At 69.4% G+C, this 25937-nt stretch carries 21 protein-coding genes, 6 pseudogenes and 1 riboswitch; of the genes and pseudogenes, 18 read left to right on the forward strand and 9 right to left on the reverse strand.

What is annotated here, in order from left to right; all coding sequences use genetic code 11:
- From QUE33_RS13760 to QUE33_RS13795, 8 genes and pseudogenes are all read left to right on the forward strand, one after another.
- Complete coding sequence (locus QUE33_RS13760) at positions 1-408, forward strand: phage holin family protein (RefSeq protein ID WP_286300775.1); 408 nt, start codon at positions 1-3, stop codon at positions 406-408.
- Positions 395-685 (forward strand): hypothetical protein, encoded by a 291-nt coding sequence (locus QUE33_RS13765; protein WP_286300777.1) that lies wholly within the window; start codon positions 395-397, stop codon positions 683-685. The genes QUE33_RS13760 and QUE33_RS13765 overlap by 14 nt, the downstream gene beginning before the upstream one ends.
- Positions 686-756: 71 nt before the next feature.
- Positions 757-1449: a hydrogen peroxide-dependent heme synthase gene (gene hemQ / locus QUE33_RS13770; RefSeq protein ID WP_286300779.1), complete on the forward strand. Its 693-nt coding sequence runs from the start codon at positions 757-759 to the stop codon at positions 1447-1449.
- A pseudogene (gene hemC / locus QUE33_RS13775) lies at positions 1446-2131 on the forward strand (hydroxymethylbilane synthase). Before hemQ ends, hemC begins: the two are co-directional and overlap by 4 nt.
- 309 nt (positions 2132-2440) lie before the next feature.
- Entirely contained in the window at positions 2441-3238 is a 798-nt protein-coding gene (locus QUE33_RS13780; RefSeq protein ID WP_286300781.1) for a uroporphyrinogen-III synthase, read from the forward strand.
- On the forward strand, positions 3235-4212 hold the full coding sequence (hemB, locus tag QUE33_RS13785) for a porphobilinogen synthase (RefSeq protein WP_286300783.1): 978 nt from the start codon (positions 3235-3237) through the stop codon (positions 4210-4212). Before QUE33_RS13780 ends, hemB begins: the two co-directional genes overlap by 4 nt.
- A 180-nt stretch (positions 4213-4392) precedes the next feature.
- The gene (hemL, locus tag QUE33_RS13790) at positions 4393-5703 is read left to right on the forward strand and encodes a glutamate-1-semialdehyde 2,1-aminomutase (protein WP_286300785.1); all 1311 of its coding nucleotides are present in this window, start codon (positions 4393-4395) and stop codon (positions 5701-5703) included.
- 140 nt (positions 5704-5843) lie between these two features.
- The gene (locus tag QUE33_RS13795) at positions 5844-6290 is read left to right on the forward strand and encodes a hypothetical protein (protein WP_286300786.1); all 447 of its coding nucleotides are present in this window, start codon (positions 5844-5846) and stop codon (positions 6288-6290) included.
- A 7-nt stretch (positions 6291-6297) separates the two neighbouring features.
- On the opposite strand, the gene QUE33_RS13800 is transcribed toward QUE33_RS13795, so the two are convergent.
- On the reverse strand, positions 6298-8151 hold the full coding sequence (locus QUE33_RS13800; protein WP_286300787.1) for an ATP-binding cassette domain-containing protein: 1854 nt from the start codon (positions 8149-8151) through the stop codon (positions 6298-6300).
- A 154-nt stretch (positions 8152-8305) separates the two neighbouring features.
- Here QUE33_RS13800 and QUE33_RS16420 point away from each other — a divergent pair.
- From QUE33_RS16420 to QUE33_RS16430, 3 genes and pseudogenes are all read left to right on the forward strand, one after another.
- Positions 8306-8923, forward strand: a pseudogene (locus QUE33_RS16420) (enoyl-CoA hydratase/isomerase family protein); the annotation flags it as partial.
- An 86-nt stretch (positions 8924-9009) separates the two neighbouring features.
- Positions 9010-9201: an enoyl-CoA hydratase/isomerase family protein gene (locus QUE33_RS16425; protein WP_434019601.1), complete on the forward strand. Its 192-nt coding sequence runs from the start codon at positions 9010-9012 to the stop codon at positions 9199-9201.
- Positions 9201-9359 carry an enoyl-CoA hydratase/isomerase family protein gene (locus QUE33_RS16430; protein ID WP_434019630.1) on the forward strand — a complete coding sequence of 53 codons (159 nt, stop codon included), beginning with the start codon at positions 9201-9203 and terminating at the stop codon, positions 9357-9359. The genes QUE33_RS16425 and QUE33_RS16430 overlap by 1 nt, the downstream gene beginning before the upstream one ends.
- A 120-nt stretch (positions 9360-9479) precedes the next feature.
- On the opposite strand, the gene QUE33_RS13810 is transcribed toward QUE33_RS16430, so the two are convergent.
- Positions 9480-10631, reverse strand: a complete 1152-nt coding sequence (locus QUE33_RS13810; RefSeq protein WP_286300788.1) for a glycosyltransferase family 4 protein — start codon at positions 10629-10631, stop codon at positions 9480-9482.
- A gap of 182 nt (positions 10632-10813) precedes the next feature.
- On the opposite strand from QUE33_RS13810, the gene QUE33_RS13815 reads away from it, so the two are divergent.
- Together QUE33_RS13815 and QUE33_RS13820 are read left to right on the forward strand one after the other, a co-directional pair.
- Positions 10814-12541 (forward strand): ABC transporter ATP-binding protein, encoded by a 1728-nt coding sequence (locus QUE33_RS13815; protein WP_286300790.1) that lies wholly within the window; start codon positions 10814-10816, stop codon positions 12539-12541.
- The gene (locus QUE33_RS13820) at positions 12538-14688 is read left to right on the forward strand and encodes an ABC transporter ATP-binding protein (protein ID WP_286300792.1); all 2151 of its coding nucleotides are present in this window, start codon (positions 12538-12540) and stop codon (positions 14686-14688) included. The genes QUE33_RS13815 and QUE33_RS13820 overlap by 4 nt, the downstream gene beginning before the upstream one ends.
- A gap of 113 nt (positions 14689-14801) precedes the next feature.
- Here QUE33_RS13820 and QUE33_RS13825 read toward each other — a convergent pair whose 3' ends face one another.
- Positions 14802-16271 (reverse strand): D-alanyl-D-alanine carboxypeptidase family protein, encoded by a 1470-nt coding sequence (locus QUE33_RS13825; RefSeq protein WP_286300793.1) that lies wholly within the window; start codon positions 16269-16271, stop codon positions 14802-14804.
- A 165-nt stretch (positions 16272-16436) separates the two neighbouring features.
- Positions 16437-16548: riboswitch (TPP riboswitch) on the forward strand.
- On the opposite strand from QUE33_RS13825, the gene QUE33_RS13830 reads away from it, so the two are divergent.
- The 3 genes and pseudogenes from QUE33_RS13830 to QUE33_RS13840 all read left to right on the forward strand — a co-directional run bounded on the left by QUE33_RS13830 (position 16539) and on the right by QUE33_RS13840 (position 19460).
- Complete coding sequence (locus tag QUE33_RS13830) at positions 16539-17183, forward strand: ECF transporter S component (RefSeq protein WP_286300794.1); 645 nt, start codon at positions 16539-16541, stop codon at positions 17181-17183. (Overlaps the previous riboswitch by 10 nt.)
- A gap of 2 nt (positions 17184-17185) precedes the next feature.
- Positions 17186-18663: pseudogene (locus QUE33_RS13835) on the forward strand (ABC transporter ATP-binding protein).
- Positions 18660-19460 (forward strand): energy-coupling factor transporter transmembrane component T family protein, encoded by an 801-nt coding sequence (locus tag QUE33_RS13840; protein ID WP_286300795.1) that lies wholly within the window; start codon positions 18660-18662, stop codon positions 19458-19460. Before QUE33_RS13835 ends, QUE33_RS13840 begins: the two are co-directional and overlap by 4 nt.
- A 22-nt stretch (positions 19461-19482) precedes the next feature.
- On the opposite strand, the gene QUE33_RS13845 is transcribed toward QUE33_RS13840, so the two are convergent.
- A complete protein-coding gene (locus QUE33_RS13845; protein ID WP_286300797.1) occupies positions 19483-19845 on the reverse strand; it encodes a DUF488 domain-containing protein in 363 nt (120 codons plus the stop codon).
- A 128-nt stretch (positions 19846-19973) separates the two neighbouring features.
- On the opposite strand from QUE33_RS13845, the pseudogene QUE33_RS13850 reads away from it, so the two are divergent.
- Both QUE33_RS13850 and QUE33_RS13855 read left to right on the forward strand, forming a co-directional pair.
- Positions 19974-20734 (forward strand): annotated as a pseudogene (locus QUE33_RS13850) (SDR family NAD(P)-dependent oxidoreductase).
- Between the two features lie 102 nt (positions 20735-20836).
- A pseudogene (locus QUE33_RS13855) lies at positions 20837-21666 on the forward strand (SDR family oxidoreductase).
- A 129-nt stretch (positions 21667-21795) separates the two neighbouring features.
- On the opposite strand, the gene QUE33_RS13860 reads toward QUE33_RS13855, so the two are convergent.
- The 5 genes and pseudogenes from QUE33_RS13860 to QUE33_RS13880 all read right to left on the reverse strand — a co-directional run bounded on the left by QUE33_RS13860 (position 21796) and on the right by QUE33_RS13880 (position 25874).
- Entirely contained in the window at positions 21796-22527 is a 732-nt protein-coding gene (locus QUE33_RS13860) for a sulfite exporter TauE/SafE family protein (protein ID WP_286300798.1), read from the reverse strand.
- Positions 22524-22838 carry an immunity protein CdiI family protein gene (locus QUE33_RS13865; protein WP_286300800.1) on the reverse strand — a complete coding sequence of 105 codons (315 nt, stop codon included), beginning with the start codon at positions 22836-22838 and terminating at the stop codon, positions 22524-22526. The genes QUE33_RS13860 and QUE33_RS13865 overlap by 4 nt, the downstream gene beginning before the upstream one ends.
- 66 nt (positions 22839-22904) lie before the next feature.
- Positions 22905-23992, reverse strand: a pseudogene (locus QUE33_RS13870) (Gfo/Idh/MocA family protein).
- Positions 23965-24693 (reverse strand): ThuA domain-containing protein, encoded by a 729-nt coding sequence (locus QUE33_RS13875; protein ID WP_286300801.1) that lies wholly within the window; start codon positions 24691-24693, stop codon positions 23965-23967. Before QUE33_RS13875 ends, QUE33_RS13870 begins: the two are co-directional and overlap by 28 nt.
- Entirely contained in the window at positions 24690-25874 is a 1185-nt protein-coding gene (locus QUE33_RS13880) for a Gfo/Idh/MocA family protein (RefSeq protein WP_286300802.1), read from the reverse strand. Before QUE33_RS13880 ends, QUE33_RS13875 begins: the two co-directional genes overlap by 4 nt.
- Positions 25875-25937: the final 63 nt, after the last annotated feature.

Raw genomic sequence — 25937 nt, forward strand, 5'->3', positions numbered from 1 at the left:
ATGACACGCGGATACCGCGATCGTGCCGATGACAGCCTGCTGACGCTGCTCGGCGATCTGCCCGAGCTGGTGCGCAATCTCGTCACCGCCGAGATCAACGCCGCGAAGGCGTGGGTCTCGCGTACGGCGAAGGATGCCGGGATCGGCAGCCTGTGGTTCGTCATCGTGCTGTTCCTGCTGTTCTGGGCGATCCCGGTGCTGCTGGCGTTCGGCATCATCGGACTGTCCTCCTGGTGGCCGGCATGGGTCGCAGCGCTCGCCGTCTTCGGCTTCCTGCTGCTGGGCATCGTGCTCTTCGCCCTGCTGGGCGTGCTGCGCTTCCGCAGAGTCGTGAAGAGACAGAACCCCGGGCAGGCGATCGCCACCGATGTGCGCTTGATGAAGGAGTCCGACAATGACGAATTCTGATCCGACGCAGAAGGCCGAGGCCATCGCACGCACCGTCGTGCCCGACGGGATCGTCGATCCGGTCGCCTCGGCGCGGGCCGAGCTGAAGGCGGCGCTGGCCGCCATCGAGATCAAGGGGAACGTGCCGCGTCGTGTGGAGCAGGCGTCGCAGCGTGGCATCCTGCGAGCACGCACTTTCGCCAGGCGCAACCCGATCGGCGCGGCGGCGGCCGTCGTCGGCGTCGCCGCCGCGGTGGGCGGTGCGGTCTGGGTGATCGCCCGCGCGCTCTCCCGCTGATCGCTCGAGCCCTTCACGGGTGAGCTGACTCCCGGTTCGCCGCCTCTGCGGGAAAGGGGCAGACTGGGAGCATGCCGGAAGTACGTGAAGACAGCCTGCCCGCATCCACCGCCTCGGGATTCACCCTCTGGGCCGTCTGGCGCCGCAACCCCGACGCGCCGGTGACCGCCACCGACGCGACGGAGCTGGAGACCATCGTCGCCAACGTGGAGGAATCCGGCGTCACAGTGCGGGGCTTCTACGACGTCAGCGGGCTGAAAGCGGATGCCGACCTGATGGTCTGGCTGCACGGATCCACCGCTGAAGAGCTGCAGCGCGCCCTGCGCCGCCTGCGCCGCACCGACCTGCTGCGTCCGCTGCTGCCGGTGTGGAACGTGCTGGGCGTGCACCGCGATGCCGAGTTCAACCGGGCGCACGTGCCCGGCTTCCTGCGCGGCATCCCCGCCAAGCAGTGGCTGTGCCTGTACCCGTTCGTGCGCACCCCCGAGTGGTACCTGGCATCCGATGACGACCGCCGCCGCATGCTCGCCGACCACGGGCGCAAGGGCGCCGCGCACACCGGAGTCACCGCCAACACGGTCGCCGCGTTCGCGCTCGGCAACTACGAATGGCTGCTGCCGCTGGAGGCCGACGACCCCACCGAGCTCGTCGACCTGATGCGCGACCTGCGCTACACCGAGGCGCGCCGGTATGTGAAGGAGGAGGTGCCCTTCTACACCGGGCGCCGCCTGCGCCTCGACGAGATCGCCGACGTGCTGCAGTGACCGCACCCACGCCCATCCGCCTCGGCACCCGCCGCAGCGCCCTCGCACAGGCGCAGTCCGGCCACGTCGCCGACGCCCTCGCGAAGGCCTCCGGTCGTCCGGTCGAGCTGGTGCCGATCGTGTCGGAGGGCGACACGAACCGGGCGTCGCTGTCGGAGATCGGCGGGACGGGCGTGTTCGCCAACCGGCTGCGCGAGGCGCTGATGGCGGGTGAATGCGACATCCTCGTGCACTCGTTGAAGGATCTGCCGACGCAGGTGCCCGCAGAGCTGGTCATCGCGGCCACACCGGTGCGCGAGGACGCCCGCGATGTCGTGATCACTCGCGACGGCACACCGCTGCACCGCTGCGCAGCGGTGCGAAGGTGGGCACGGGCTCGCCGCGCCGCGTCGCGCAGGTGCGCCGGCGCGCACCGCGCGCAGAAGTGGTTGACATCCGCGGGAACGTCGACTCGCGCCTGGAGCGGGTGGCCTCCGGTGAACTGGATGCCGTGATCCTCGCCGCCGCCGGATTATCACGTCTCGGATCGGACTCCCCGCTGCAGCGCGAGCACCTGGGCCTGGCGGAATGGCCGACGGCGCCCGGCCAGGGGCGCTCGCCGTCGAGACGCGAGCGGATGCCCCGGCCGAACTGCTCGCAGCCCTCGCCGAGCTCGACCACGAGGACACCCGCATCGCGGTGACCGTGGAACGCGCGATCCTGGCAGGCCTCGATGCCGGATGCCAGGCTCCGATGGCCGCTCACGCGCAGGTCTCGGGCGACAGCATCCGGGTTCGAGCCGTCGCCTACGAGCCGGACGGGACCGGCCGGATAGGCCTCGACGTCACGGAGTCCCTGAACGGGGGTATATTCGTCGGAACGGCAGTGGCAACGGAGCGAATGCTGCCGATGGTGCAGACCCGATGCACGCGATCCGTGACATCGGCATGTCTGCGGCCCATCGGCTGCTCGAACAGGGGGCGGCCGACCTTCTCCCGCGAGAGTGATCCTGATGACTGCTACCGAATCGAAAACGGCACGGCCGCTGGACGGCTGGCGTGTTCTGGTGCCCCGCGGCGGCCCCTGGGGCGACGGCGTCGCGGCGAGTCTGCGCGCGCAGGGGGCCGTGCCGGTCGTTGCGCCGCTGATCAATTTTGCGCCCACCACCGATCAGGACGCCCTGGACGGCGCACTCGAGCGGCTGCAGGAGGGCCACTACGACTGGCTCACCGTCACCAGCGCCACCACGGTGGACGTGCTCTTCGCACATCGGGTCACCGTTCCCAAGCGCACACGGATCGCCGCGGTCGGCGAGACCACGGCGGCGGCACTGCAGGCGGTCGGCTACGACGTGGCCCTGGTTCCCGAGCTCGACAACTCCGCCGCTGGTATGGCCGAGCAGATGATCGCCCTCGAGCCCGAGTCGCGCCGGGTGCTCTCACTGCGCAGCGAGATCGCCAAGCCCGTGCTCTCGGTGATGCTGAACGAGGCCGGCCACGACGTCGACAGCGTGATCGCCTATCGCACCGTGGGGGTGCCGGTCACTGATCGCATCCGCCGCGATGTGGAGAACGGTCGCATCAACGCGATCCTGATCACCAGCGGGTCCGTGGCCAGTCAGGTGCGCGAGCAGTTCCCCGAGATCCCCGACACCACGCTGCTGGCGGCGATCGGCCCGCGCACCGCGAACGACGCCCGCAAGGCCGGCCTGCCGATCTCGGCCGTGGCCGACCGGCAGACCGTCGACGCCCTGATCGAGACGGTGTCGCACTTCACGCTTCCGCACGCCTCCGACGAGTTCGCTCCGTGAGTCGCTTCCCCGAGACGCGCTTGCGCCGCCTGCGCCAGTCGGCGCCGGTGCGGAACCTGGTGCGCGAGACCTCGCTGGAGGCCCGGCAGCTCGTGCTGCCCGTGTTCGTGCGCGAGGGGCTGACCGAACCTGCGCCGATCGGATCGATGCCCGGAGTGGTGCAGCATTCGCTGGACTCGCTGCGTCGTGCGGCGACGGAGGCCGCGGAGGCCGGTGTCGGTGGGGTGATGCTGTTCGGCATCCCCGAGGTGCGCGACGCCGAGGGTTCCGGTGCGGACGATCCCGCCGGCATCCTGAACGTCGCCACGGCCGCGATCGCCGCCGAGGTGGGCGAGGCGCTGGTGGTGCAGACCGACCTGTGTCTGGACGAGTTCACCGATCACGGGCACTGCGGGGTGCTGAACGCCGACGGTGCCGTCGACAACGACGCCACCCTCGACCGCTACCGTTCGATGGCGCTCGCTCAGGCCCGCGCCGGCTCGCAGCTGCTCGGCCTGTCCGGGATGATGGACGGTCAGACCGCCGCGATCCGTGAGGCGCTGGACACCGAGGGGTTCCACCACACCCTGCTGCTGGCCTACTCGGCCAAGTACGCCAGTGCCTTCTACGGGCCGTTCCGTGAGGCCGTCGATTCCCAGTTGACCGGCGACCGCCGTACATACCAGTTGGATCCGGGCAACCGGCGCGAGGGCGTGCGCGAGGCACTGTTCGACGTGGACGAGGGTGCCGACATCGTGATGGTCAAGCCGGCGCTGGGCTTCCTCGATGTGCTGCGCGAGGTGCGGGATGCCGTGGACGTGCCGGTGTGGGCCTACCAGGTCTCCGGCGAGTACGCCATGATCGAGGCCGCCGCCGGCAACGGGTGGATCGACAGGCGTTCCGCCGTCCTGGAATCGCTGGTCTCGATCCGCCGTGCCGGCGCGGAGGCCGTGCTGACGTACTGGGCGGCCGAGGCCGCTCGCTGGCTGCGCTGACCGGCGCGCCCTGTCGCGATGGTGTCCGCGACGCCGTCGTGGTGTTGAATCACTGATGCGCGGGCTCGGTCACGGCGTGGCGCGAGGGCGACACGCCGGATCTGCTCACGGGCATCAGTGATCCGTGACGTGAGGTTCTCCTGGGATGCGTGCATAGCCGGCATCCGTACGCTTGAGGGCATGACCGACCGCAATGACACCCTGTTCGATGCTGCCCGCGCGGTGATCCCCGGCGGGGTGAACTCGCCGGTGCGGGCGTACGGTTCGGTCGGTGGGACGCCGCGGTTCCTGGCATCCGCACTCGGGGCGAGGGTGACGGATGCCGCGGGCCGCGAGTACATCGACCTGGTGGCCTCCTGGGGCCCGGCGCTGCTCGGGCACGCGCATCCCGAGGTCGTGCAGGCGGTGCAGGATGCCGCGACCCGGGGCCTGTCGTTCGGCGCTCCCACCGAGGGCGAGATCGAGCTCGCGCAGCTGATCGCCGACCGCGTGCGGCACGGCGATTCCCGCCCGATCGAGCACGTGCGGCTGGTGTCCACCGGCACCGAGGCGACCATGACGGCAATCCGCCTGGCTCGCGGCGCGACCGGCCGCGATCTGCTGGTGAAGTTCGCCGGTCACTATCACGGGCATTCCGACGGGCTGCTCGCGGCCGCGGGCTCGGGTGTCGCGACGCTGGCCTTGCCCGGCTCGGCCGGCGTGCCGGCGCCGGTCGTTGCGCAGACCCTGGTGATCGACTACAACGACCCGGATGCCCTGGCCGCGGTGTTCGCCGAGCACGGTGACCGCATCGCCGCGGTGATCGTCGAGGCCGCCTCGGCGAACATGGGCGTTGTCGCGCCTCTTGCCGGTTTCAACCGGCTGATCGCCGAGACCGCTCATGCCCATGGCACGCTGATGATCCTGGACGAGGTGCTCACCGGGTTCCGCGTGCATCCGGCGGGCTTCTGGGGGCTGCAGCAGGCCGCGGGAGAGCAGTACGAGCCCGACATCATCACTTTCGGCAAGGTCGTCGGCGGCGGGATGCCGTTGGCGGCTCTCGGCGGACGTGCGGAGGTCATGGATCTGCTGGCTCCGGTCGGCCCGGTCTACCAGGCCGGCACGCTGTCGGGGAATCCGCTGTCGGTCGCGGCAGGCCTCGCCACGCTGCAGCTCGCGACGCCGGAGGTGTATGCGCGAGTGGATGCCGCGGCTTCCCGACTCGGCGATGCGCTCGACGCCGCATTGACGGATGCCGGTGTCACGCACGCCGTACCGCGTGCCGGGAACCTGTTCGGCGTCGCCTTCGCGCCCGAGGCGCCGAAAGACTATGCGCAGGCCCAGGCGCAGGAATCGTTCCGCTACGCGCCATTCTTCCACGCGATGCGCGAGCAGGGGATCGCGCTGCCGCCGAGCGTGTTCGAGGCCTGGTTTCTCACCGCAGCGCACGGCGAGGAGGAGCTCACCGCGATCGAGGCCGCACTTCCCGCAGCTGCGGCAGCCGCAGTCTGACCCGTTTCGAATCGCGCATCTTGCTCGATTCAGGGGCAGATGGCAGCAACTTGCGCGATTCGAAGATGGACAGCGGGATCGTTGCCGCGTTGTGAGCAAGTCGCCAGCATGTCCGGGCAGGTCGCTGGCAGACTGGAGCAATGGTGACGTTGCTGCTGGATCAGACACGACTCGAGGTCGTCCTGTCTCCGATCGAGCGCGTGTCTACCTTTCACCGCGACAACCTGCGGATCGAGCGTGAGCACATCACCAAGGTGCAGCTCACCGACGACGCCTGGACCTGGCTGCGCGGGGTCCCCGGGCCCGGCACGTACATCCCCGGCATCCTTGCAGCCGGCACCTGGAAGGCTGCGGGAACGACGGACTTCGTGCTGATCCGCAAGCGCCGGCCGAGCGTCGTCATCGACCTCGACGGCGATGAGCAGTACCAGCGGCTGATCCTCACCACCCGGCACGGGCTTGCGCTCACCCAGGCGCTGCACCTGGAGGTCAGCGATGAGCCGGCCGACGTCGAGGAGATCGCGACCGGATCGGTGCCGGTGCAGAAGCCCCGTCAGCGCCCGGTCATCCGCCCGCGCCCCGCTTGACGGTCAGTCAGTCGAGGCGCTGGTCGCCCTGATCGCCGTCGTGATCGTGACCCTGGTCGGGGTGCGTATCCGCCGACTCGGCATCCGGTGCATCGGTCGACTGATCATCCTGTTCCGGCTGATCCTGCTCGGAATCGGAAGCGGGCGTGTGGCCGTAGGGATAATCCGGTGCCGGGCCCTCGAAGAAGCGGCTCGCCGCGCTGGAGAGCGAGGTGCGCATGGCGGCCAGTCGCGGATCGTCCTCGGCGTCGTCGACGGCGGAGTCGTCGTCATCCTCGTTGGGCAGCAGCGGGGCGAACACCGAGATCGCCTCGGTTGCGGGTGCGGTCGGCTCGGAGTCGTCCGGTGACGCGGATGCCGGGATGCCGGTGATCAGCTCGGTGAACGTCGTCGTGCTCGAGAACGACGGCAGGGAGACCGCCTCGGTCGCCTGCGGCAGGACGGTGCCGGTGTCGGGGGACTCCTCGCCGGACGCAGCATTCTCGTGCGGATCCTCGCCGGGCGCCGTGCCGTCGTCGTGTTCAGCGGGCGCAGCATCACCCGCGGAGTCTGCGGGCCCCTCCGATGTCTCGACCTCGCCGGTGGCTTCCTGGGGCTCTTCGCCCGGGCCGGATCGCTGAGTCTCCGTGGCAGAATCCGAATCGGCTGATTCCTCTGCGAGAGGCTCCTCGACTGCGGGCTCGTCGTCGGATGCACCCGCCTCGGCATCCGTGGCCACATCTGGTTCCGCATCCGCATTCGCGGGCTCTGTGGCGGCATCCGTGTCGGCTGCCGCCGTTTCGTCCGCATCGGCAGGCTCGGCGTCCACCGTGCCATCGGCATCCGCGGCACTCTCGCCGGCGAACATCGCCGCAGCACCCGCTGTGGCGATCCCCGCCGCCGATGCGGCACCTGCGGATGAGCCGTCGGCGACCAGCGGGGCATGTGCGACCGGATTCGCGACCTTGTCGAGGCGGGGGCTGTCCGAGCGGCGCCCGTACACGAGATCGAGGAAGACGTCCTCCAGGCTCGGGCCGCGCTGCTGCAGCAGGGTCAGCGGCACGCCGGCGGCGGTGGTGATGGCCCCGACCGTCGCGGCATCGGAGCCGCGTACCGTGACGCCCGAGCGCAGCACGTCGAAGTTCAGCTTCGCGGCCGAGAGCGCCGTGATCAGCGGCGCGCGATTCGCGGCATCCACGATCACCGCGCCACCGGACGGATCTGCGAGCTGGTCGATCGGCCCAGAGAACACGGCGCGGCCCTTGGAGAGCACCACGACGTTGTCGGCGACCTGCTCGATCTCGCTGAGCACATGCGACGAGACCAGCACGGTGCGTCCCTCATCGGCGAGACGACGCATCAGCAGACGCATCCAGCGGATCCCCTCCGGATCCAGGCCGTTGGCCGGCTCGTCGAGCACGAGCGCGCCCGGGTCGCCCAGCAGAGCGGATGCCACGGCCAGGCGCTGGCGCATACCCAGCGAATAGCTGCCCAGCCGGGTGTCCGCGTCGTCCTGCAGGCCGACCATGCGCAGCACCTCGTCGACCCGACTGGTGGGGATACCGTTGGCCTTCGCCGCGATGAGCAGCTGACGCGTGGCCGTGCGGCGGGGCCGGTAGGCGGCTTCCTCCAGCACCGCGCCGACGGTGCGCAGCGGATTGCGCAGCTCGCTGTAGGCGGAGCCGCCGATCGTGGCCGTTCCGGAGGTGGGACGGATCTGGCCGAGCAGCATCCGCAGCGAGGTCGTCTTGCCGGCGCCGTTGGGGCCGAGGAAGCCCGTGACCACCCCCGGCTCGACGCGCACGGACAGGTCGGCGACCGCGGTCACGTCGCCGAAGCGCTTCGTGGCCCGGTTGAATTCGAGCACCTGTCCTCCGGGCATGGCGGCCTCCCCTGTTCCGGTCAGTTCATCCCATCTTCCCGGAAAAGTCCGTGAAACCGCGATTCATCCGCCGGAAGCCGCGATCCTGACCGCCGGAATGGCGGTCCACGGCGCCGGAATAGGGGCGAATCGACAAGCGGAGTAGCCTGACGGCGTGACCGATGCCGAAGCCGCCACCGTCCTGATCCGCACCGAGAACTCACTCGGGCGGATCACGCTGAACCGTCCGCGAGCGATCAACGCCCTCAACCTCGAGATGATCGATCGCATCACGGCCGCCCTGACGACCTGGATCGATGATCCCGACATCGAGGCCGTGCTGATCGACGGCGAGGGCGAGCGCGGCTTCTGTGCCGGCGGCGACGTGCGGGCGCTGTACGAGCAGGTCATGGGCGAGCATCCGGGCGACATCGCGCGGTTCTTCCGCGCCGAGTACGCGATGAACGCGCTCATCGCCGAGTACCCGAAGCCGGTCGTCGCCTTCGCCGACGGCATCACGATGGGCGGCGGCATCGGCCTGGCCGGGCACGCGTCAGTGCGCATCGTCACCGAGCGATCCCGCCTGGCCATGCCTGAGACGCGCATCGGCTTCACTCCCGACGTCGGCGGCACCTGGCTGCTGGGACGCGCGCCGGGCCGCCTCGGCGAGTATCTCGGCCTGACCGGGCAGAGCATGACGGGAGCGGATGCCGTGCAGCTCGGCTTCGCCGACCATTACGTGCCCTCGGACCGTCTGGACGCGTTGCGCGAGGCGCTGGCCTGGCGCGCGGATCCCGGCACACCGAACGAGATGGTGCTGCTCTTCGACGAGACACCCGACCCGTCGCCGCTGCTCGCGGCGCGGGGTGGATCGACGAGGTGTTCTCGGCTGCGACGGTGGGCGAGATCGCCGACCGGCTGCGGGCATCGGATGCCGAAGATGCCGCCGCCGCGCTCACCGTGCTGGAGGAGCTGGCGCCCACGGGCCTGGCCGTCACGCTGGATGCCGTGCGCGAGGCGCGGGAGATGCGCAGCGTGCGCGAGGCGCTGGAGGGGAGTACCGCCGGGTGATGTGGTTCGGGTCTCACCCCGACATGGCCGAGGGCATCCGCGCGCAGCTGGTGGACAAGGACCGCAACCCGAAGTGGAACCCGGCGACCATCGCCGACCTCCCCGCGGATGCCGGTGCGCCCGCCCGCGAGTTCATCCCCGAGGTTCCGCTGTTCTGACCCGCACGTGAGGGGTCTCGGGTGGGTGTGGCCCGGTCTCATCCTGCTCATGTGGCGCAGATTGCGGCATCCGGTGGTGGTGAGGCGACGATTCGGGTCACCTGAAGATGTGCGGTGTGGTCAGACCGACGCGATGAGCTCCTGCAGGCGGGCGACGTGTGCGGAGGCCACGCGCTCGCGGGCGTAGGCGAGGGCGCCGGCGCGTGGGGTGTCCAGCAGTGAGCGATCCGTCTCCAGACGGAGGATCAGGTCGGCAAGGCCCTCGGCATCCGGGGCCGGAGTGCCGATCGCGGCATCGCCGAACTCCGTCGCGAGCACCGGGTCGCTCACGATCACGGGCCGACCGTGCGCGAACGCCTCCAGCGCCACCATCGGCTGATTGTCGAAGCCCAGTGAGGTGATGAGCGCCGCATCCGCGGCATCCATCAGCTCGGCCACTCGCTCGCCCGGAACCGGGCCGTGGAAGGTGACGCCGGGAACAGGGCGGTGTGTTCCTCCGGCGACGTCCAGGTGCACGCGGCCATCGCCGAGGCGGGCGATGACCGCGCGCATCGCGTCCAACGCCACCTCAACGCGCTTCTCCGGCGCGAAGCGCGCCACCCAGAGCAGCCGCAGCGGCCCGGCGGAGTGCGGCTCGGCCACCTGCAGCGGCTGGGCGACGTTCGAGAAGGCCTCCACGCGCCCGGCGCCCGCCGTACGCAGCGCCTCGGCCTGATGCCGGGACGGGGAGAGCACGATGTCGGCGCGCTGAGCGATACGCAGGGTCATGGTGCGCAGGGCGTTGTTCAGTGCGTGGCTGCCCGTGTAGCGATCCCCGCCGCGGATGCCGGTCAGCGCCGTGTGCACGCGCGAGACCAGCGGCGCGAACGGCGCGAGCACGGCGGGCGCGCGCCAGAAGAACGTGTGCACGGTGTGCAGCACCGGGATGCCGAGCTGCCGGCCGACCGTGATCGCGGCGGCGGCCAGGGCGAACTCGGAGTGCACGACGATCGCGCCGACATCATGCCGTCGTGCGGTCGCGGCGACCAGCGGCTCCAGGTCGCGAGCGCGGCCGAGCAGCGGCAGGTCCAGCACGGGGATCGTCCCACGGCGTGGCGGGGCGACGGTGATCACGCCCTCGATGGTCAGCTCATCGGCATCCGGCGCCAGCACGACCACCGGCACACCCTCGCTCGCGAGTGCCTCCGCCTGCCGCAGGAAGGCGGTCTGCGCCCCACCCAGATAGCCCAGCGAATAGTCGCACACCATCAGGACAGCAGGACCGGGACGCATGCCTGCGAGTCTATTCGCGGCATCCGGCTGGATTCTTCGATCCAGTCCAGAAGAACATCCCGATCGCGCGGCCATTTCGCTTTCAGCGAAGGTCCCCCTTCCGGGGGATACGAATGTCGGCAGATCGTGGCACGCTATCTTGTGGCCGAATCTCGGCCCTGATTCCCAAAGGAAGTCCGCCCGTGCTGGGAAAGATCCTCGTTCGCTACCTCACCAGGTACTGGTGGCTGCTGCTGATCATCGTGGTGCTGCAGTTCGCCAGTGTGATGGCATCGCTCAACCTGCCCGAGATCAACGCCGACATCATCAACAACGGCGTCGCCAAAGCCGACATCGGCTACATCTGGAACCGCGGTGCGTTCATGCTGCTGGTCTCCTTCGGCCAGATCGTCGCCTCGATCCTCGCGACCCTGTTCGCCGCCCGCATGGCCATGGCCACCGGCCGCGACATCCGCGGTGACGTGTTCTCCCGCGTGAGCGGCTTCTCCGAGCGGGAGGTGTCGCAGTTCGGGGCGGGTTCGCTGATCACCCGCAACACCAACGACGTGCAGCAGGTGCAGATGCTGGCCATGATGGGCGCGACGATGTTCGTCACCGCCCCGCTGCTGGCCATCGGCGGAATCATCAAGGCCGTGCAGACCGACGTCGGACTCAGCTGGCTGATCGCCGTGTCGGTGCCGCTGCTGCTGGTCATCGCCGTTCTCATCATCGGGCGCATGGTGCCGCTGTTCCGCGCCAACCAGCGCAAGCTCGACGACGTGAACCGCATCATGCGCGAGCAGCTCACCGGCGTGCGCGTGGTGCGTGCCTTCGTGCGCGAGCGCATCGAGGAGCGCCGCTTCCGCGACGTCAACACCGACCTCATGGTTCTCGGCCGCAACATCGGTTCACTGTTCGTGCTGATGTTCCCGCTGTTCATGCTGGTGCTGAACGTCACCGTCGTCGCGGTGATCTGGTTCGGCGGCGTCGAGATCAACGCAGGCAACGCCGAGGTCGGCACGATCTTCGCCTTCATGCAGTACATCGGGCAGATCATGATGGGCGTCATCATGTCGAGCTTCATGGCCATGATGATTCCGCGTGCGGCCGTCTCGGCCGAGCGCGTGGCCGAGGTCCTCGACGCGGAGTCGTCGATGACCAGGACAGAGAACGGCACAACCGACTTCCCCACGCCGGGCGCGGTGGCGTTCGAGAATGCGGAGTTCACCTACCCGGGTGCGGAGGCGCCGGTGCTCAGCGACATCACCTTCCGTGCCGAACCCGGCGAGACCGTTGCGATCATCGGATCGACCGGTTCGGGCAAGACCACGCTGGTCTCGCTCATCCCGCGGCTGTTCGACGTCACCGGCGGCGCTGTGCGCGTCGGCGGCGTGGACGTGCGCGAGGCCGACCTCGACACGCTGTGGGGCGACATCGGCCTGGTGCCGCAGCGCCCGTTCCTATTCACCGGCACGGTGGCATCCAACCTGCGCTACGGGCGGGAGGAGGCCACCGACGACGAGCTCTGGAGGGCTCTGGAGATCGCGCAGGGGCGCGACTTCGTCGAAGAGATGCCGGACGGCCTGAACTCGCGCATCTCGCAGGGCGGCACGAACGTCTCCGGCGGTCAGCGCCAGCGACTGGCGATCGCCCGCGCGATCGTGCGCCAGCCGCGGATCCTCGTCTTCGATGACTCGTTCTCGGCGCTGGATCTGACGACGGATGCCAGGCTGCGGCAGGCGCTGTGGAGAGAGCTGCCCGATGTCACGAAAATCGTCGTGGCGCAGCGCGTATCGACCATCACGGATGCCGATCGCATCGTCGTCCTCGACGACGGCGCAGTGGTGGGCGTGGGCACGCACGACGAGCTGCTCGCCTCGAACGAGACCTACAAGGAGATCGTCGTGTCGCAGCTGGGGGTGGACGCATGAGCGGCGACGTCGTGGAGATGACCGCGGCCGAGAAGGAAGAGGCCGAGCTGGCAGAGAAGGCGCGCCAGCAGGGCGGGGGCATGTTCGACGGCCCCGCGCCGGGAAAGGCCGACCACTTCGGGCCCAGCTTCCGGCGCATGCTCGGGCTGCTCAAGCCGGCGGCTTGGTGGTTCGTCCTGGTGTCGTTCTTCGGCGCCGTCGGCGTGGTGCTGTCGGTGGCCGCGCCGAAGATCCTCGGCGAGGCGACGAACATCGTCTACGAGGGCTTCATCTCGAAGACGCTCGGCGACAACGGGTTCCCCGAGGGGATGAGTCAGGATCAGGTCGTCGAGGGGCTGCGGCAGGCCGACCAGGGCACCTTCGCCGACATGGTCGCCGCCATGGACCACTTCACGGTCGGCGCCGGAGTGGATTTCGAGAGGCTGCGCTGGATCATCATCGCCGTGATGGCGATCTACCTGGTCTCGGCGGTGCTCAGCTGGCTGCAGGGCTACGTGATCAACGTGATCATGGTCCGCACCATGTGGCGGCTGCGCGAAGACGTCGAGTCGAAGATCAACCGTCTGCCGCTGTCGTACTTCGACAAGGTGCAGCGCGGTGAGCTGATCTCGCGCGTGACCAACGACATCGACAACATCACGCAGACCATGCAGCAGTCGCTGTCCGGCGCGCTGACCTCGGTGCTCACCGTGGTGGGCGTGCTGGTGATGATGTTCTCGATCTCGTGGCAGCTGGCGCTGGTGGCGCTGGTCTCGCTGCCGCTGATGGGCGTCATCTTCGGCGTCATCGGTCCGCGCTCGCAGAAGGCCTTCGGCATCCAGTGGCGCAAGGTCGGTCGTTTGAACGCCCGAGTCGAGGAGGCCTTCTCGGGCCACGCGCTCGTCAAGGTGTTCGGCCGCGAGCAGGACGCCCTCGACAGCTTCAACGTCGAGAACGAGGAGCTGTTCCAGGCGAGCTTCAAGGCGCAGTTCCTCTCGGGCATCATCATGCCGGCCATGATGTTCATCGGGAACCTCACCTATGTGGGGATCGCCGTGCTCGGCGGTCTGATGGTCGCCAGCGGCAACCTGCGCCTGGGTGACGTGCAGGCGTTCATCCAGTACTCGCAGCAGTTCAGCCAGCCGCTGAGCGAGCTGGGCGGCATGGCCGCGGTCGTGCAGTCCGGCACGGCATCCGCCGAGCGGGTGTTCGACTTCCTGGACGCCGAGGAGCAGGAGTCGGATGCCGAGGACGCCCCCACCGTCACCGATGGGCGCGGAGTGATCGAGTTCGATCACGTGGCGTTCTCGTACAGCGAGGATCGCCCGCTGATCACCGACCTGTCGTTCCGCGTCGAGCCGGGGCAGACCGTCGCCATCGTCGGTCCGACCGGTGCGGGTAAGACCACGCTGGTCAACCTGATCATGCGGTTCTACGAGCTGGACTCCGGCCGGATCCTGCTCGACGGACAGGACATCGCCGAGATGACGCGTGAAGACCTGCGTCGACGCACCGGCATGGTGCTGCAGGATCCGTGGCTGTTCGGCGGCAGCATCCGCGAGAACATCCGCTACGGCAAGGATGACGCCTCCGAAGACGAGATCGTGGCGGCGGCCGAGGCAACCTATGTCGACCGGTTCGTGCACTCGCTGCCCGACGGCTACGACACGGTGCTCGACGAGGACGCCTCGAACGTATCGGCGGGCGAGCGCCAGCTGATGACGATCGCCCGCGCGTTCGTCGCCCAGCCGTCGATCCTCATCCTCGACGAGGCGACCAGCGCCGTCGACACCCGCACCGAGCTGCTGCTGCAGCACGCCATGGCGGCGCTGCGTCAGGGCCGCACGTCGTTCGTGATCGCGCACCGCCTGTCGACGATCCGCGACGCCGACCTCATCCTGGTGATGGAGCACGGTGACATCGTTGAACAGGGCGACCACGACAGCCTGATCGCCAAGCGGGGCGCCTACTGGCGCCTGTACCAGTCGCAGTTCGAGCAGGCTGCGACCGACATCGACGCCGAAGAGGCCCTCACCGGCTCCACGCCGGTGATCGTGACCGGAGACGCCGAGGCCGAGGAGGACATCGCACAGGCGCCGGATGCGGTGCAGCTGGCCGAGGCCGTGCGCGAAGCCGAGTCCACGGCATCCGATCCCGACCGGAGCTGACGCCCTGACGCAAGACGCCCGTCCCCTCGCGGGGCGGGCGTCTTCGCGTGCACGGGCTTCGCGTGCACGGGCTTCGTGTGCTCGGGCGTCTTCGTGTATGGCAGGGCGTCGGCCTACGGCTTATCGAGGCCGAACAGCTCGAGCGGATGCGTGAGGCGCCACCAGGCGCTCGGCGCGGCGACCTCTTCGGCGAGCGACACCGAGGTCTGCACCGTGTTCACCGGACCCTTCGCCGTGAGCGTGCCGGCCTTCGCTCCGGCATCCGTCCGATCATCGAGATCCAGTTCCGCTGTGGCGGTCGCAGAAGCACCGTTCCACAGCACGACGGTGGTGTCGGCATCCGTGACGACATCCACTTTCTCGCCCCACTCGGTCGTGACCTGCCCGACGACGGTGCCCTTCGGCACCGACACCGGCTGCTCGGCGAGGGTCTTCTCCACGCCGGCCAGCAGCGACCGGGTCACGGCGAACCGCTCGTCACCGCTGTTCTGGCCGAGTACGGCGGCGAACAGGCGCACGGTGCTGTCGCCGACCTGCACGTCCTTGGCGGTGAGCAGGTTCCAGTGCGAGAGCGTGCCGGTCTTCACGCCCACCACGCCCTCGTCATCGAGCAGCTGGTTGGTGTTGGTCACTGTGCCGACGCCAGGGATCTCGGCGGAGCGCGTGCCGACGATCTCGGCGAACACCGGATTGCGCATGGCGACCTCGCCGAGCTTGATCAGCCCTTCCGGCGTGGCCACGTTGCGGCTGTCGAAGCCCGAGGGCGTCGCCAGCGAGACGCCCTCGATGCCGTGGTCGCTGAGCCACTTCGCCGATGCCTCCGAGAACGCCAGGTCAGAGCCCCAGATCTCGTCGGAGAGCCGGTCGATGTAGTTGTTCGCCGAGCCGAGCAGCACGCCCTGCAGCATTTGGTACTCCGTCAGGCTGCCGCCGACCGGCACGTCGAGCGACGACTGGTTCGAGCGCCGGTAGCTCCAGTAGTCGCGCGAGTCGCGGTAGGTGAACTCGAAGCTCGGGCCCTGCTCGCCGATCTCGAGCGGCAGCTCGTCGAGCACCATCATCACCGTCGCGACCTTGGTGATGCTCGCGATCTCGTCGCGCTGGATGGTCGAGGAGATCGGGTTCATCCCCTGCACGGCCACCGCCGCGCTGCCATCCGCAGGCCAGGCGGCGGTCGCGACGGGAGCGGGATCGATCGCGACCTGGGCGGCGTGAACGGTGGGGGCGACCTGGTCGAGCGGTGCCAGCAGCGTGCCGCCGACGTAGGTCGCGCACAGGGCGGCGATCACGCCCAGCGGGATCAGGGTTCGCGCACGACGACCGGCCGATCGGGTGCCGTCGAGCAGCGGCGGCGATCCGGCTGCGGGCACGGATGCCGGTGCGACGGTCAGCGGGTCGAGCCAGGCCAGAGCGGTGATCGGATGCTGCTCATCCGCCCACACCGCGACCGGTGCGGAGTCGACCGGTGCGGCATCCGCCACGGCGTCGACCGGCTTGGCCGTCGCGGCAGCGGTGGAGTCGGTCGCGACGCCATCGGGAACCGAAGCCCGGTCGAGGGGATCCGCCGCGGGCGCCGAGTCCACACCGGGCGCCTCGCCCCCGGGGGTGCGCGCACTCTCGCGCCGCTGTCGGCGCGTGAGGGGGCGGGTGGACTCGGGGAGGCGGTCACCCGATACACGCTATCAATCCGTTCGTGCAACGAAGGGAAAGACGAGCCTCCATCGCCGACGGCGCCGGGCTATGATCGATGACACAACCACGGGAGTCCGGTGTGCCGGGCTGAGAGGAAGCGAACCGCGCTTCGACCGTCGAACCTGATCCGGATCATGCCGGCGCAGGGAGGAGTTCAGATGAGTACGTCCACATCAGCATCCGTCGCCGAGACTGCCACAGTCCCGGCCGCACGCAACCTGCGCTGGCGGGTCGTCGACATCGTCGTCGCCGCCGTTCTCGGTGTCGCGATCGGCCTGGTCTTCTGGGGGTGGAACGTCGTCGGCGGCGCCTGGTTCGGCGCGGCGGATGCCGTCACCCCCGGCCTCGGCGGCATCGCCGTGGGTATCTGGCTGATCGGCGGCGTGATCGGCGGCCTCGTCATCCGCAAGCCCGGAGCGGCGCTGGTGGTCGAGGTGGTCGCCGCGATCATCTCGATGCTGATCGGCAACGTCTGGGGCGTCTCGACCGTGCTGTCCGGCCTCGTGCAGGGACTGGGAGCCGAGCTGGTCTTCGCCGTGTTCCTGTATCGCCGCTTCGGAGTGGTCGTCGCCGCGCTCTCGGGTGTGGGCGCCGCCGTGGCCGCCTGGATCTTCGAGATGTTCTACGGCTCATCGCCGAACTTCCTGAAGAGCTTCGAGTTCAACGCCATCTACCTCGGCGCGCTGGTCGTCTCGGGCATCGTGCTCGCCGGCGTGGTCGGCTGGCTGCTGGTGCGCGCCCTCGCCTCCACCGGTGCGCTGAGCAGATTCGCCGCCGGCAGGGAAGTGCGCCAGGAGGTCTGAGCATGGCTGCTCCTGCTGGCGTCACCGCGCATGGGTGGGGCTGGCGCTATGCCGGGCGGCGCCTGCCCGCCGTGAGCGAGGTCACTTTCACGATCGAGCCGGGCGAGCGGGTGCTGTTGCTCGGGGCATCCGGGGCGGGCAAGTCCACGCTGCTCGCGGGGCTCGCGGGCGTGCTCGGCGACGCCGATGAAGGCGAGCGCACCGGCTCGCTGCTCGTCGACGGTGCCGTGCCCGAGTCCCGGCGCGGCGCGATCGGCCTGGTGCTGCAGGACCCGGATGCCGGCGTCGTGCTCTCCAAGGTCGGTGACGACGTGGCGTTCGGATGCGAGAACCTCGGCGTTCCGGCCGAGCAGATCCCCGGGCGAGTCGCCGGGGCGCTGGATGCCGTGGGGCTCGACGTGCCACTGGATCGGCCGACCAAGGCACTCTCGGGGGACAGAAGCAGCGGCTCGCGCTGGCCGGCGTGCTGGCCATGCAACCGGGACTGCTGCTGCTGGACGAGCCGACCGCGAACCTCGATCCGGACGGTGTCCGCGAGGTGCGCGAGAGCGTCGGCCGCGTGCTGGAAGACACCGGGGCGACGCTCATCGTCGTCGAGCACCGCACGGAGATCTGGGCGGATCTGCTCACCCGGGTGATCGTGCTCGCCGCCGACGGCGGTCTGCTCGCCGACGGCACGCCGGGGGAGGTGTTCGGTCGCTACGGTGACGTGCTGGCGGACGCCGGAGTGTGGGTGCCTGGTCGCGGCCTCCCGCTTCCGGTGCTCGCATCCGTCGACGGCGGTGCAGCGGATGCCGTGCTCGAGACCGACCGCCTGACGATCAGCCGGGATGGACGCACCGCTGTGCAGTCCGGGCTCGATCTGAGCGTGCCGCGCGGAGCCGCCACCGTGATCACCGGATCGAACGGCGCCGGGAAGTCGACCCTGGCGCTCACTCTTGCAGGGCTCCTGCCCGAGCTGGACGGCACGGTGACTGCGGCATCCGATCTGACCGGCCGCTCCGGCCGCAGGCCTGCTCGCTGGACCTCGCGCGAGCTGCTCACCCGGATCGGCACCGTGTTCCAGGAGCCCGAGCATCAGTTCCTCGCCCGCACGCTGCGCGACGAACTGGCTGTGGGTCCGCGGGCGCTGAAGAAATCGGATGCCGAGGTCGACGCGATCGTCGACGACCTGCTGGAGCGGCTGCAGCTCGCACCGCTCGGACTCGCCAACCCGTTCACGCTCAGCGGGGGCCAGAAGCGGCGCCTGTCGGTGGCGACGGTGCTGGCATCCGCGCCGCAGGTGATCGTGCTCGACGAACCGACCTTCGGGCAGGACCGGCGCGGATGGGTCGGGATCATGGAACTGCTGCAGGAGGAGATCGCCTCCGGCCGCACAGTGGTCGCGGTGAGCCACGACGCGGCGGTGGTGCGACACCTGGGTGGGAGCCGCATCGAACTGGCTGCCGCGACCGAAGACCTCCGCGGAGCGGGAAGATGACGGCCGTGCAGACGCCGGCATCCGTCCGTGCCCGGGAGGACCGTGCGTGGCTGGACGGCGTGAATCCCGTCACGAAGCTGATGCTGGCGCTGCTGCTGTCGGTGCCGCTGTTCGCGTCGATCGACCCGGTCAGCGCGCTGGTCGCGATCGCCCTGCAGCTGCTGTGCCTGCCGCTGACCGGCCTCAGCCTGCGCACGGTACTGCGCAGGCTGGCGCCCATCGTGCTGTTCTCGCCAATCGCAGGGCTGAGCATGCTGCTGTATGCCGACCCGGAGGGTCAGGTGTTCTGGCGGTTCGGCTTCGCCGCGATCAGCGAGGGATCCATCGCGCTCGCCGTGGCCGTCACGCTGCGCGTCGTCGCCCTGGGGCTTCCCACGATCCTGCTGTTCGGACGCACCGACCCGACTGAGCTCGGCGATGCGCTCGCGCAGGTGGCGCATCTGCCCAGCCGCTTCGTGCTGGGCGTGCTGGCGGGCGCCCGGATGCTGGGGCTGTTCGTCGACGACTGGCGCACCATGTCGCTGGCCAGGCGCGCACGCGGCGTGGGCGATCGGGGCGTGTTGCGCCGGTTCCTCTCCATGGCGTTCGTGCTGCTCGTGTTCGCGGTGCGTCGAGGCACGAAGCTGGCGATGGCGATGGAGGCGCGGGGGTTCGGTTCCGGCATCCCGCGCACCTGGTCGCGTCCGTCGCGGCTGCACCCGCGCGATGCAGTCGCGCTGCTGGGCGGGGCGTCGATCATGACCATCGCGATCGCCGCCGCCGTGGCGGCCGGGGTGTTCCGCTTCGTCTGGAGCTGAAGCCGGAGAGCCGGCCCGGCGCTCACTCCAGCAGCGGTTTGAGCACGCCCTGCAGCACCACCGCGTGGTTGTGCTCGGTGTTGCGCAGGGCGTAGACGAGGGTGACCACGGGGCGTCCGTTCAGCTCGTCGACAAGCGCCTGCAGCGCCTCGGCGCTCTCGTTGTGCAGCTGGGCGCGGTAGCGCTCGGCGTTCACCTCGAAATCGGCATCCGGGGCGGCGTGCCAGTCGTGCCGCAACTCCGGGCTGGGCGCGATGTCCTTGGCCCACAGATCGATCGCCGCCTTCTCCTTCGAGACGCCGCGCGGCCACAGCCGATCGATCAGCACACGGAACCCGTCTTCGGCCGAGGGGGTGTCGTAGGCTCGTTTGCGACGAAGTTCCATGACTTCAGCATCCCCTCCGGCGGAGATCCCGCCAGCGGAGGAACTCAGAATCACATATGCTGAAACTCAGTCGCATCGACCGTCGGCGCGAACCGTCGTCGGATGCAGTGCCGTTCGAAGGAGAACACATGCAGATCACGGGACAGGGCGCGCTCATCACCGGCGGCGCCAGCGGACTCGGACTCGCTACCGCCCGTCGGCTCGCCGCAGCCGGGGCACAGGTCGCCATCCTCGACCTGCCGAACTCGGCCGGTGAAGAGGTCGCCGCAGAACTGGGCGGGCTCTTCACCCCCGCCGATGTCACCAGCAGCGATCAGGTGGCTGCCGCCGTGGCATCCGCCCAGTCCATCGCCCCGCTGCGCGTGGTCGTCAACTGCGCCGGGATCGCGCCGCCGGCCAAGGTGCTCGATCGTGAGGGCAACCCGGCCGACCTCGACGCGTTCGAGCGCATCATCCGCATCAACCTCGTCGGCACGTTCAATGTCATCTCTCAGGCATCCGCCGTCATCGCGCAGCAGGAGCCGACCGAGGGTGGCGACCGCGGCGTGATCGTCAGCACCGCCAGCGTCGCCGCGTTCGACGGTCAGATCGGGCAGCCCGCCTACTCCGCGTCGAAGGGCGGGGTGCACGCCATGACCCTGCCGATAGCCCGGGAGCTGGCCCGCTACGGCATCCGTGTCTGCACCATCGCGCCGGGCATCATGGAGACCCCGATGCTCGCAGGGCTCCCGCAGGCCGCACAGGACTCGCTCGGCCAGCAGGTGCCGTACCCCCGCGCCTGGGCCGCCCCGACGAGTATGCCGCCTTGGTGGAGCACATCGTCGCCAACGGATACCTCAACGGCGAGACCATCCGCCTCGACGGCGCCATCCGCATGGCACCGAAGTGAACCCGCCCCTCGCTCCCGTATGAGTTTCTGTCGCCTGAGAGCGATTCGGGCGACGGAAACTCATACGGGAGCCGCCTGGTGTCAACGTCTAAGGAGAACCACATGTCACTCGCCGGAAAGACCATCCTGATGTCGGGCGGCAGCCGCGGCATCGGCCTCGCCATCGCGCTGCGCGCCGCCGTCGATGGAGCGAACATCGCGATGCTCGCCAAGACCGACACCCCGCATCCCAAGCTGGAGGGCACCGTGCACTCCGCAGCCGAGGCGATCCGTGCCGCCGGGGGCCAGGCGCTGCCGATCGTCGGCGACGTGCGCGACGACGACGACATCACGGGCGCCGTGCTCAAGGCGCAGGGGAGTTCGGCGGCGTCGACATCGTCCTCAACAACGCCAGCGTGATCGACCTGTCGCGCTCGGCCGATCTTGCCGCGAAGAAGTACGACCTCATGCAGGACGTCAACGTGCGCGGCACGTTCATGCTGTCCCGTGCGGCAGTGCCGCTTCTGATGGAGGCGGAGAACCCGCACATCCTCTCGCTCTCGCCGCCGCTGAACATCACGCCGAAGTGGCTGGGTGCGCATACCGGGTACACCCTCGCGAAGTACGGCATGACGATGGCGACGCTCGGACTCGCGGCCGAGTTCGCAGATGCCGGCATCGCCGCCAACACGCTCTGGCCGCGTACCACGATCGCCACCGCGGCCGTGCAGAACCTGCTCGGCGGGGACCGGGTGATGGCGGCCAGCCGCACGGCCGACATCTACGCGGATGCCGCCTACGCGGTGCTCACCAAGCCCGCCCGCGAGTACACCGGTCAGTCGCTGATCGTGGAGGACGTGCTGGCGGCCGACGGCGTCACCGACTTCTCGAAGTACGCGGCCGTTCCCGGCACCCCCGACGACCGGCTGTTCCCGGACATCTTCCTGGACTGAGCACGGCTCCCAGGCTCAACCGGGTCTGCCACCGGTACAGCTGCACGAGCGGGGAACAGCTGCACGATCAGATCGCCAGATTGCCCGTGCAGCCGTTCCCGCGTCGTGCAGGTGTACTCGAGCGGGGCGTCAGAACAGCAGGTACACGGCGCCGAGCACCGTGAGCACGATCACGAGACGGTCGAAGAGCTGTTGCGGCATCCGCTTGGCCAGACGGATGCCGATCAGCGCACCGATCACGACCAGCGGAGCGAGGACCAGGTCCATCAGCAGCACGGACGGGGTGATCAGCCCGAGTCCGGCGAGGAAGGGCACCTTCACCAGGTTCACGATCGCGAAGAACCACGCCGAGGTGCCCAGGAAGACCTTCACGGGCGTGCGCGTCGCGAGGAAGTACATCGACATCACCGGTCCGCCAGAGTTGGCGACCATGGTCGTGAACCCGGCGAGCGTGCCGTAGCCGGCGGCAGCCATGGGCCCGGATGCTGCGCTCGGTGACCGCCATCGCCGCCACAGCGTGATCGCGATCATCGCCAGCAGGATGATGGCGATCGTCCGCCGGACGACGGCGTCGCCGCTCCAGGCGAGGAACAGGAACCCGAGCACGAGGCCGGCGATCACGGCCGGCGCGAGCCGCAGCAGCGTGCGCCAGTGCGCGTGCCGGCGGTAGGCGATGAGCGCGAACACGTCGCCGACGATGAACAGCAGGAGCATCGCCGCCGTCGAGGTGCGCGCTGGCAGGACGGATGCCAGGAGCACGACCGATATGGTCGCGCTGCCCGGGATGGCGGTCTTCCCCAGTCCCGCGATCAGCGCGGCAAGGGCGAGCAGCGCCCAGGCCCACGGTTCGAGGTCGATCACAGACTCGTGTGATCGTGATCGGGGCCGTACATGTCGAAGTCGTGCTTCAACACGTATCCGGCGCCGAGTTCGGCTTCCACCGCGGCCACAAGGCGATGTCCCTCGGCGATCCACGCCCGTCCGACCTCATCGTCGGGCCATCTGACCTCGGAGACGGGATCCAGTACGATCTGCCAGGTCCGCACCCAGGAGCGCAGGTCGTCGAGGAGCGCCTCGGAGAGCGGCGGGAGCGTGCCGCCGTCCCACAGCGGCAGCCGGTGACCCCAGTCGGGAAAGAAGTCGACGCCGATGGGTGGTGTCTCCTCGCTCATGGAACCATCTTGCCTCGGCGGACGCGCTCAGTCTTACTGATCCGGCCGGCGAGGAGGTGGAAACGGTCACTGCATCCGCCACTCCCGCTCGCTCGTGAGCGGGACAAGTGGTGGACGCTCGGCCGTGGTGGTGAGCTCGAGGCGCTTGCCGGTGCGCGCCGACTCCAGCAGTGCGGTCATGATCTCCAGCACGTGCAGGGCGATCGAACCGTCGGAGCGCGCGTTTCCCGCCACCAAGTCGAGCAGGCCGATGCCGCGGGACCCGTTCTCATAGCCCGCGCTCGTCGGCAGGGTGCTCCATGCATCCTGACCGGGCCGACGCAGGCGCACCTCTCCTGTGAACATGTTGGGGTCGGGCAGTGAGAGGGTGCCGGTCTCGCCGTGCACCTCGATCGGTGCGGCCTGCGTCGCGGCGGCGTCGAAGCTGAACGTCACGGTCGAGATCGCCCCGTCGACATGCTCGAGCACGCCGGTGACATGGGTGTCGACCTCGACGGGGATCTCCTCGCCGGCACGCGGGCCGGAGGCGATCCGGCGCACCGCCCTCGGACGCGACGAGGCTCCCGAGACGCGCTTGACCGGCCCGAGCAGGTGGAACAGCGAGGTCAGGTAGTACGGGCCCATGTCCAGCAGCGGGCCGCCGCCCTCGCGGTAGTAGAAGTCGGGGTTCGGATGCCAGGCCTCATGGCCTGCCGAGACCCAGGTGGCAACCGCGGAGACGGGTCGGCCGATCACGCCCGCGTCCACGGCCGCGCGGGCGGTCTGGATCCCGGTGCCGAGCACGGTGTCGGGTGCACAGCCCGCCCATGCGGACGGGGTAGCGGCCGACACGATCTCCTCGCCTCCGCCATCGCGGGGGCGAGGGGCTTCTCACCGAACACGTTCTTGCCGTGGCGGAGAGCGGCCAACGCGACCTCCGCGTGCGCGGCCGGGATCGTGAGGTTCAGCACGGTCTGTACGCTCGGATCCGCGACGAGCTCATCGACGGTCAGCGCGCGGCATCCGTCGAACCGCTCGGCGACGGCTGCGGCCCGAGCGGTGTCCAGATCCGCCGTCGCGGCGATCCGCACGCCGGGGTGCGCCCCAAGGGTCTCCAGGTACTGCGCGGAGATGACTCCGAGTCCGACTATTCCGATACCGTGCGGCTGGCCCACAGCATTCCTCTCTCGATGATCGTGCGTACGTTGGCGTCGCGGAGCACCTCGGGGCTGTGCCCCGGGGTCGCCACGAAGATGCGCCCCGCGCCCCATTCGCGGGTCCAGATCGCCGGCGAGGTGATCGGCCGGTGCCACGGATGGTACGGCTGCACGGGGTGCGTGGTGGTGGCGAGCACGTCGTTCAGGTCGTCGGTGAGCACCCAGTACTGCTCGGTGTCGAGCGCGAAGTCGTCGAGCCCGCTCAGGATCTCGTGCGCGCGACCCAGCTCGGTCAACTCGACCGTGTAGGGAAGGAAGTTGTCGGACTCGTCTCCGACGCAGGCATCCGGATGCTTCGACGGGTGCGTCGCGAACTGCCCGCCGATCAGCTGCAGGTAGTCGGAGTTGTTGCGGTACGAGTCGGCGATCCCGCCGTGCCAGCCGGCCAGGCCGGTGCCGCGCTCGACCGCCCGGCGCAGCCCCGTGAACGCGTCGCGGGAGATCTCGGACATCGTCACGGACTGCACGATCAGGTCGGCGGCATCCATCACGGCCTCATCGGTGTAGATCTCGTTGGACTCCTCGATCCGCACCTCGAATCCCTGCTCCTGCAGGAACGGGATGAAGATCTCGGTCGCCTCGACGGGGTGATGCCCCTCCCATCCGCCTCGAACGACGAGCGCCTTTCGGGTCGCGGTCACCTTCCTGGGTACGGTCATCGGCGTGCTCCTTCCACTGCGGTGTATCGGCTGTCGGATGCCGCGCTGGCCTCGACAGCGGCGAGCACGCGCTGCACGCGGGTCGCCTCGGCGAAGTCGGGGCGCGCGGCCACGCCGTCGGTGATCGCGCGCACGAAGTCGACGGTCTGATGGGTGAAGAGATGCTCGTAGCCGAGTCCGTGCCCGGCCGGCCACCAGGCGCCGGCGTAGGGGTGCTCGGGTTCGGTGACGTCGATCCGGCGGAAGCCCTGCTCGTCGGAGGGCAGCCGCGCATCGTGGAACTGCAGCTCGTTCATGAAAGAGAAGTCAAACGCCACCGAGCCGAGCTCGCCGTTGACCTCGATGCGGTTCGCGTTGCGGTGGCCGGCAGCCATGCGCGTCGCCTCGAAGACGCCGAGGGCGCCGTCGGCGAAGGATGCCGTGAACGCCACGGCATCGTCGACGGTCACCTGCTCGCGCGGAGCATCCGCATCAGCATTGCCGCCCAGGCCCACGTGTTCGTTCAGGCGTGGACGGGACTCGACGAAGGTGCGCAGGGTGGCGGACACCCCGGTGATCGCCGACCCGGTCAGCCACTGCGCGGTGTCGATGCTGTGCGCGCCGATGTCGCCCAATGTGCCCGAGCCGGCGCGCTCGCGGTCGAGGCGCCAGGTGAACGGCGCTTCCGGGCTGGTGAGCCAGTCCTGCAGGTACTGAGCGCGCACGTGGCGGATCTGCCCGAGGCGGCCGTCGTCGATGAGCTTCTTGGCCAGTGCCAGGGCGGGTGTGCGGCGGTAGCTGAACCCGCACATGCTGACCACGCCCTGCTCAGCGGCCGCTGCGGCGGCATCCGCCATGCGGTCGGCATCCGCGACGTCGTTGGCCAGCGGCTTCTCGCACAGCACGTGCTTGCCCGCAGCCAGCGCGGCGAGTGCGATCTCGGCGTGCGTGTGCCCGGGCGTGCAGATGTCGACGATGTCGATGTCGTCGCGGGCGATCGCACTGCGCCAGTCCGCGGAGGACTCCGGGATGCCGAACTCCGCTGCCGCGGCAGCCGTGCGGTCGGCATCGCTGCCGACCAGGAGCACCGCCTCGGGAGCCCGGGAGAGGTCGAAGAACCGCGGCGCGGTGCGCCAGGCGTGCGAGTGCATGCGCCCCATAAAGCCGGTGCCGATGATGGCCACGCGCAGTCGTGTCGTCATGGATCTTCTCTCTCGTCCTCGAAAGGGGGTGCGGATCGCGAGTCACATTGCCACGTGTCGTGG

This window comes from Microbacterium suwonense (genome assembly GCF_030296555.1).
Lineage (GTDB): Bacteria > Actinomycetota > Actinomycetes > Actinomycetales > Microbacteriaceae > Microbacterium > Microbacterium suwonense.

Coding starts and splice junctions, on each gene's coding strand:
- QUE33_RS13800 (WP_286300787.1), bottom strand. CDS start 8,151: ATGCCCGGAGGACAGGTGCTCGAATTCAACCGGGCCACGAAGCGCTTC.
- QUE33_RS13875 (WP_286300801.1), bottom strand. CDS start 24,693: ATGACCGTACCCAGGAAGGTGACCGCGACCCGAAAGGCGCTCGTCGTT.
- QUE33_RS13780 (WP_286300781.1), top strand. CDS start 2,441: ATGACTGCTACCGAATCGAAAACGGCACGGCCGCTGGACGGCTGGCGT.
- QUE33_RS13795 (WP_286300786.1), top strand. CDS start 5,844: ATGGTGACGTTGCTGCTGGATCAGACACGACTCGAGGTCGTCCTGTCT.
- QUE33_RS13820 (WP_286300792.1), top strand. CDS start 12,538: ATGAGCGGCGACGTCGTGGAGATGACCGCGGCCGAGAAGGAAGAGGCC.
- hemQ (WP_286300779.1), top strand. CDS start 757: ATGCCGGAAGTACGTGAAGACAGCCTGCCCGCATCCACCGCCTCGGGA.
- QUE33_RS13810 (WP_286300788.1), bottom strand. CDS start 10,631: ATGCGTCCCGGTCCTGCTGTCCTGATGGTGTGCGACTATTCGCTGGGC.
- QUE33_RS13765 (WP_286300777.1), top strand. CDS start 395: ATGACGAATTCTGATCCGACGCAGAAGGCCGAGGCCATCGCACGCACC.
- QUE33_RS13760 (WP_286300775.1), top strand. CDS start 1: ATGACACGCGGATACCGCGATCGTGCCGATGACAGCCTGCTGACGCTG.
- QUE33_RS13840 (WP_286300795.1), top strand. CDS start 18,660: ATGACGGCCGTGCAGACGCCGGCATCCGTCCGTGCCCGGGAGGACCGT.
- QUE33_RS13830 (WP_286300794.1), top strand. CDS start 16,539: ATGAGTACGTCCACATCAGCATCCGTCGCCGAGACTGCCACAGTCCCG.
- QUE33_RS16430 (WP_434019630.1), top strand. CDS start 9,201: ATGTGGTTCGGGTCTCACCCCGACATGGCCGAGGGCATCCGCGCGCAG.
- QUE33_RS13845 (WP_286300797.1), bottom strand. CDS start 19,845: ATGGAACTTCGTCGCAAACGAGCCTACGACACCCCCTCGGCCGAAGAC.
- QUE33_RS13880 (WP_286300802.1), bottom strand. CDS start 25,874: ATGACGACACGACTGCGCGTGGCCATCATCGGCACCGGCTTTATGGGG.
- QUE33_RS13865 (WP_286300800.1), bottom strand. CDS start 22,838: ATGAGCGAGGAGACACCACCCATCGGCGTCGACTTCTTTCCCGACTGG.
- hemL (WP_286300785.1), top strand. CDS start 4,393: ATGACCGACCGCAATGACACCCTGTTCGATGCTGCCCGCGCGGTGATC.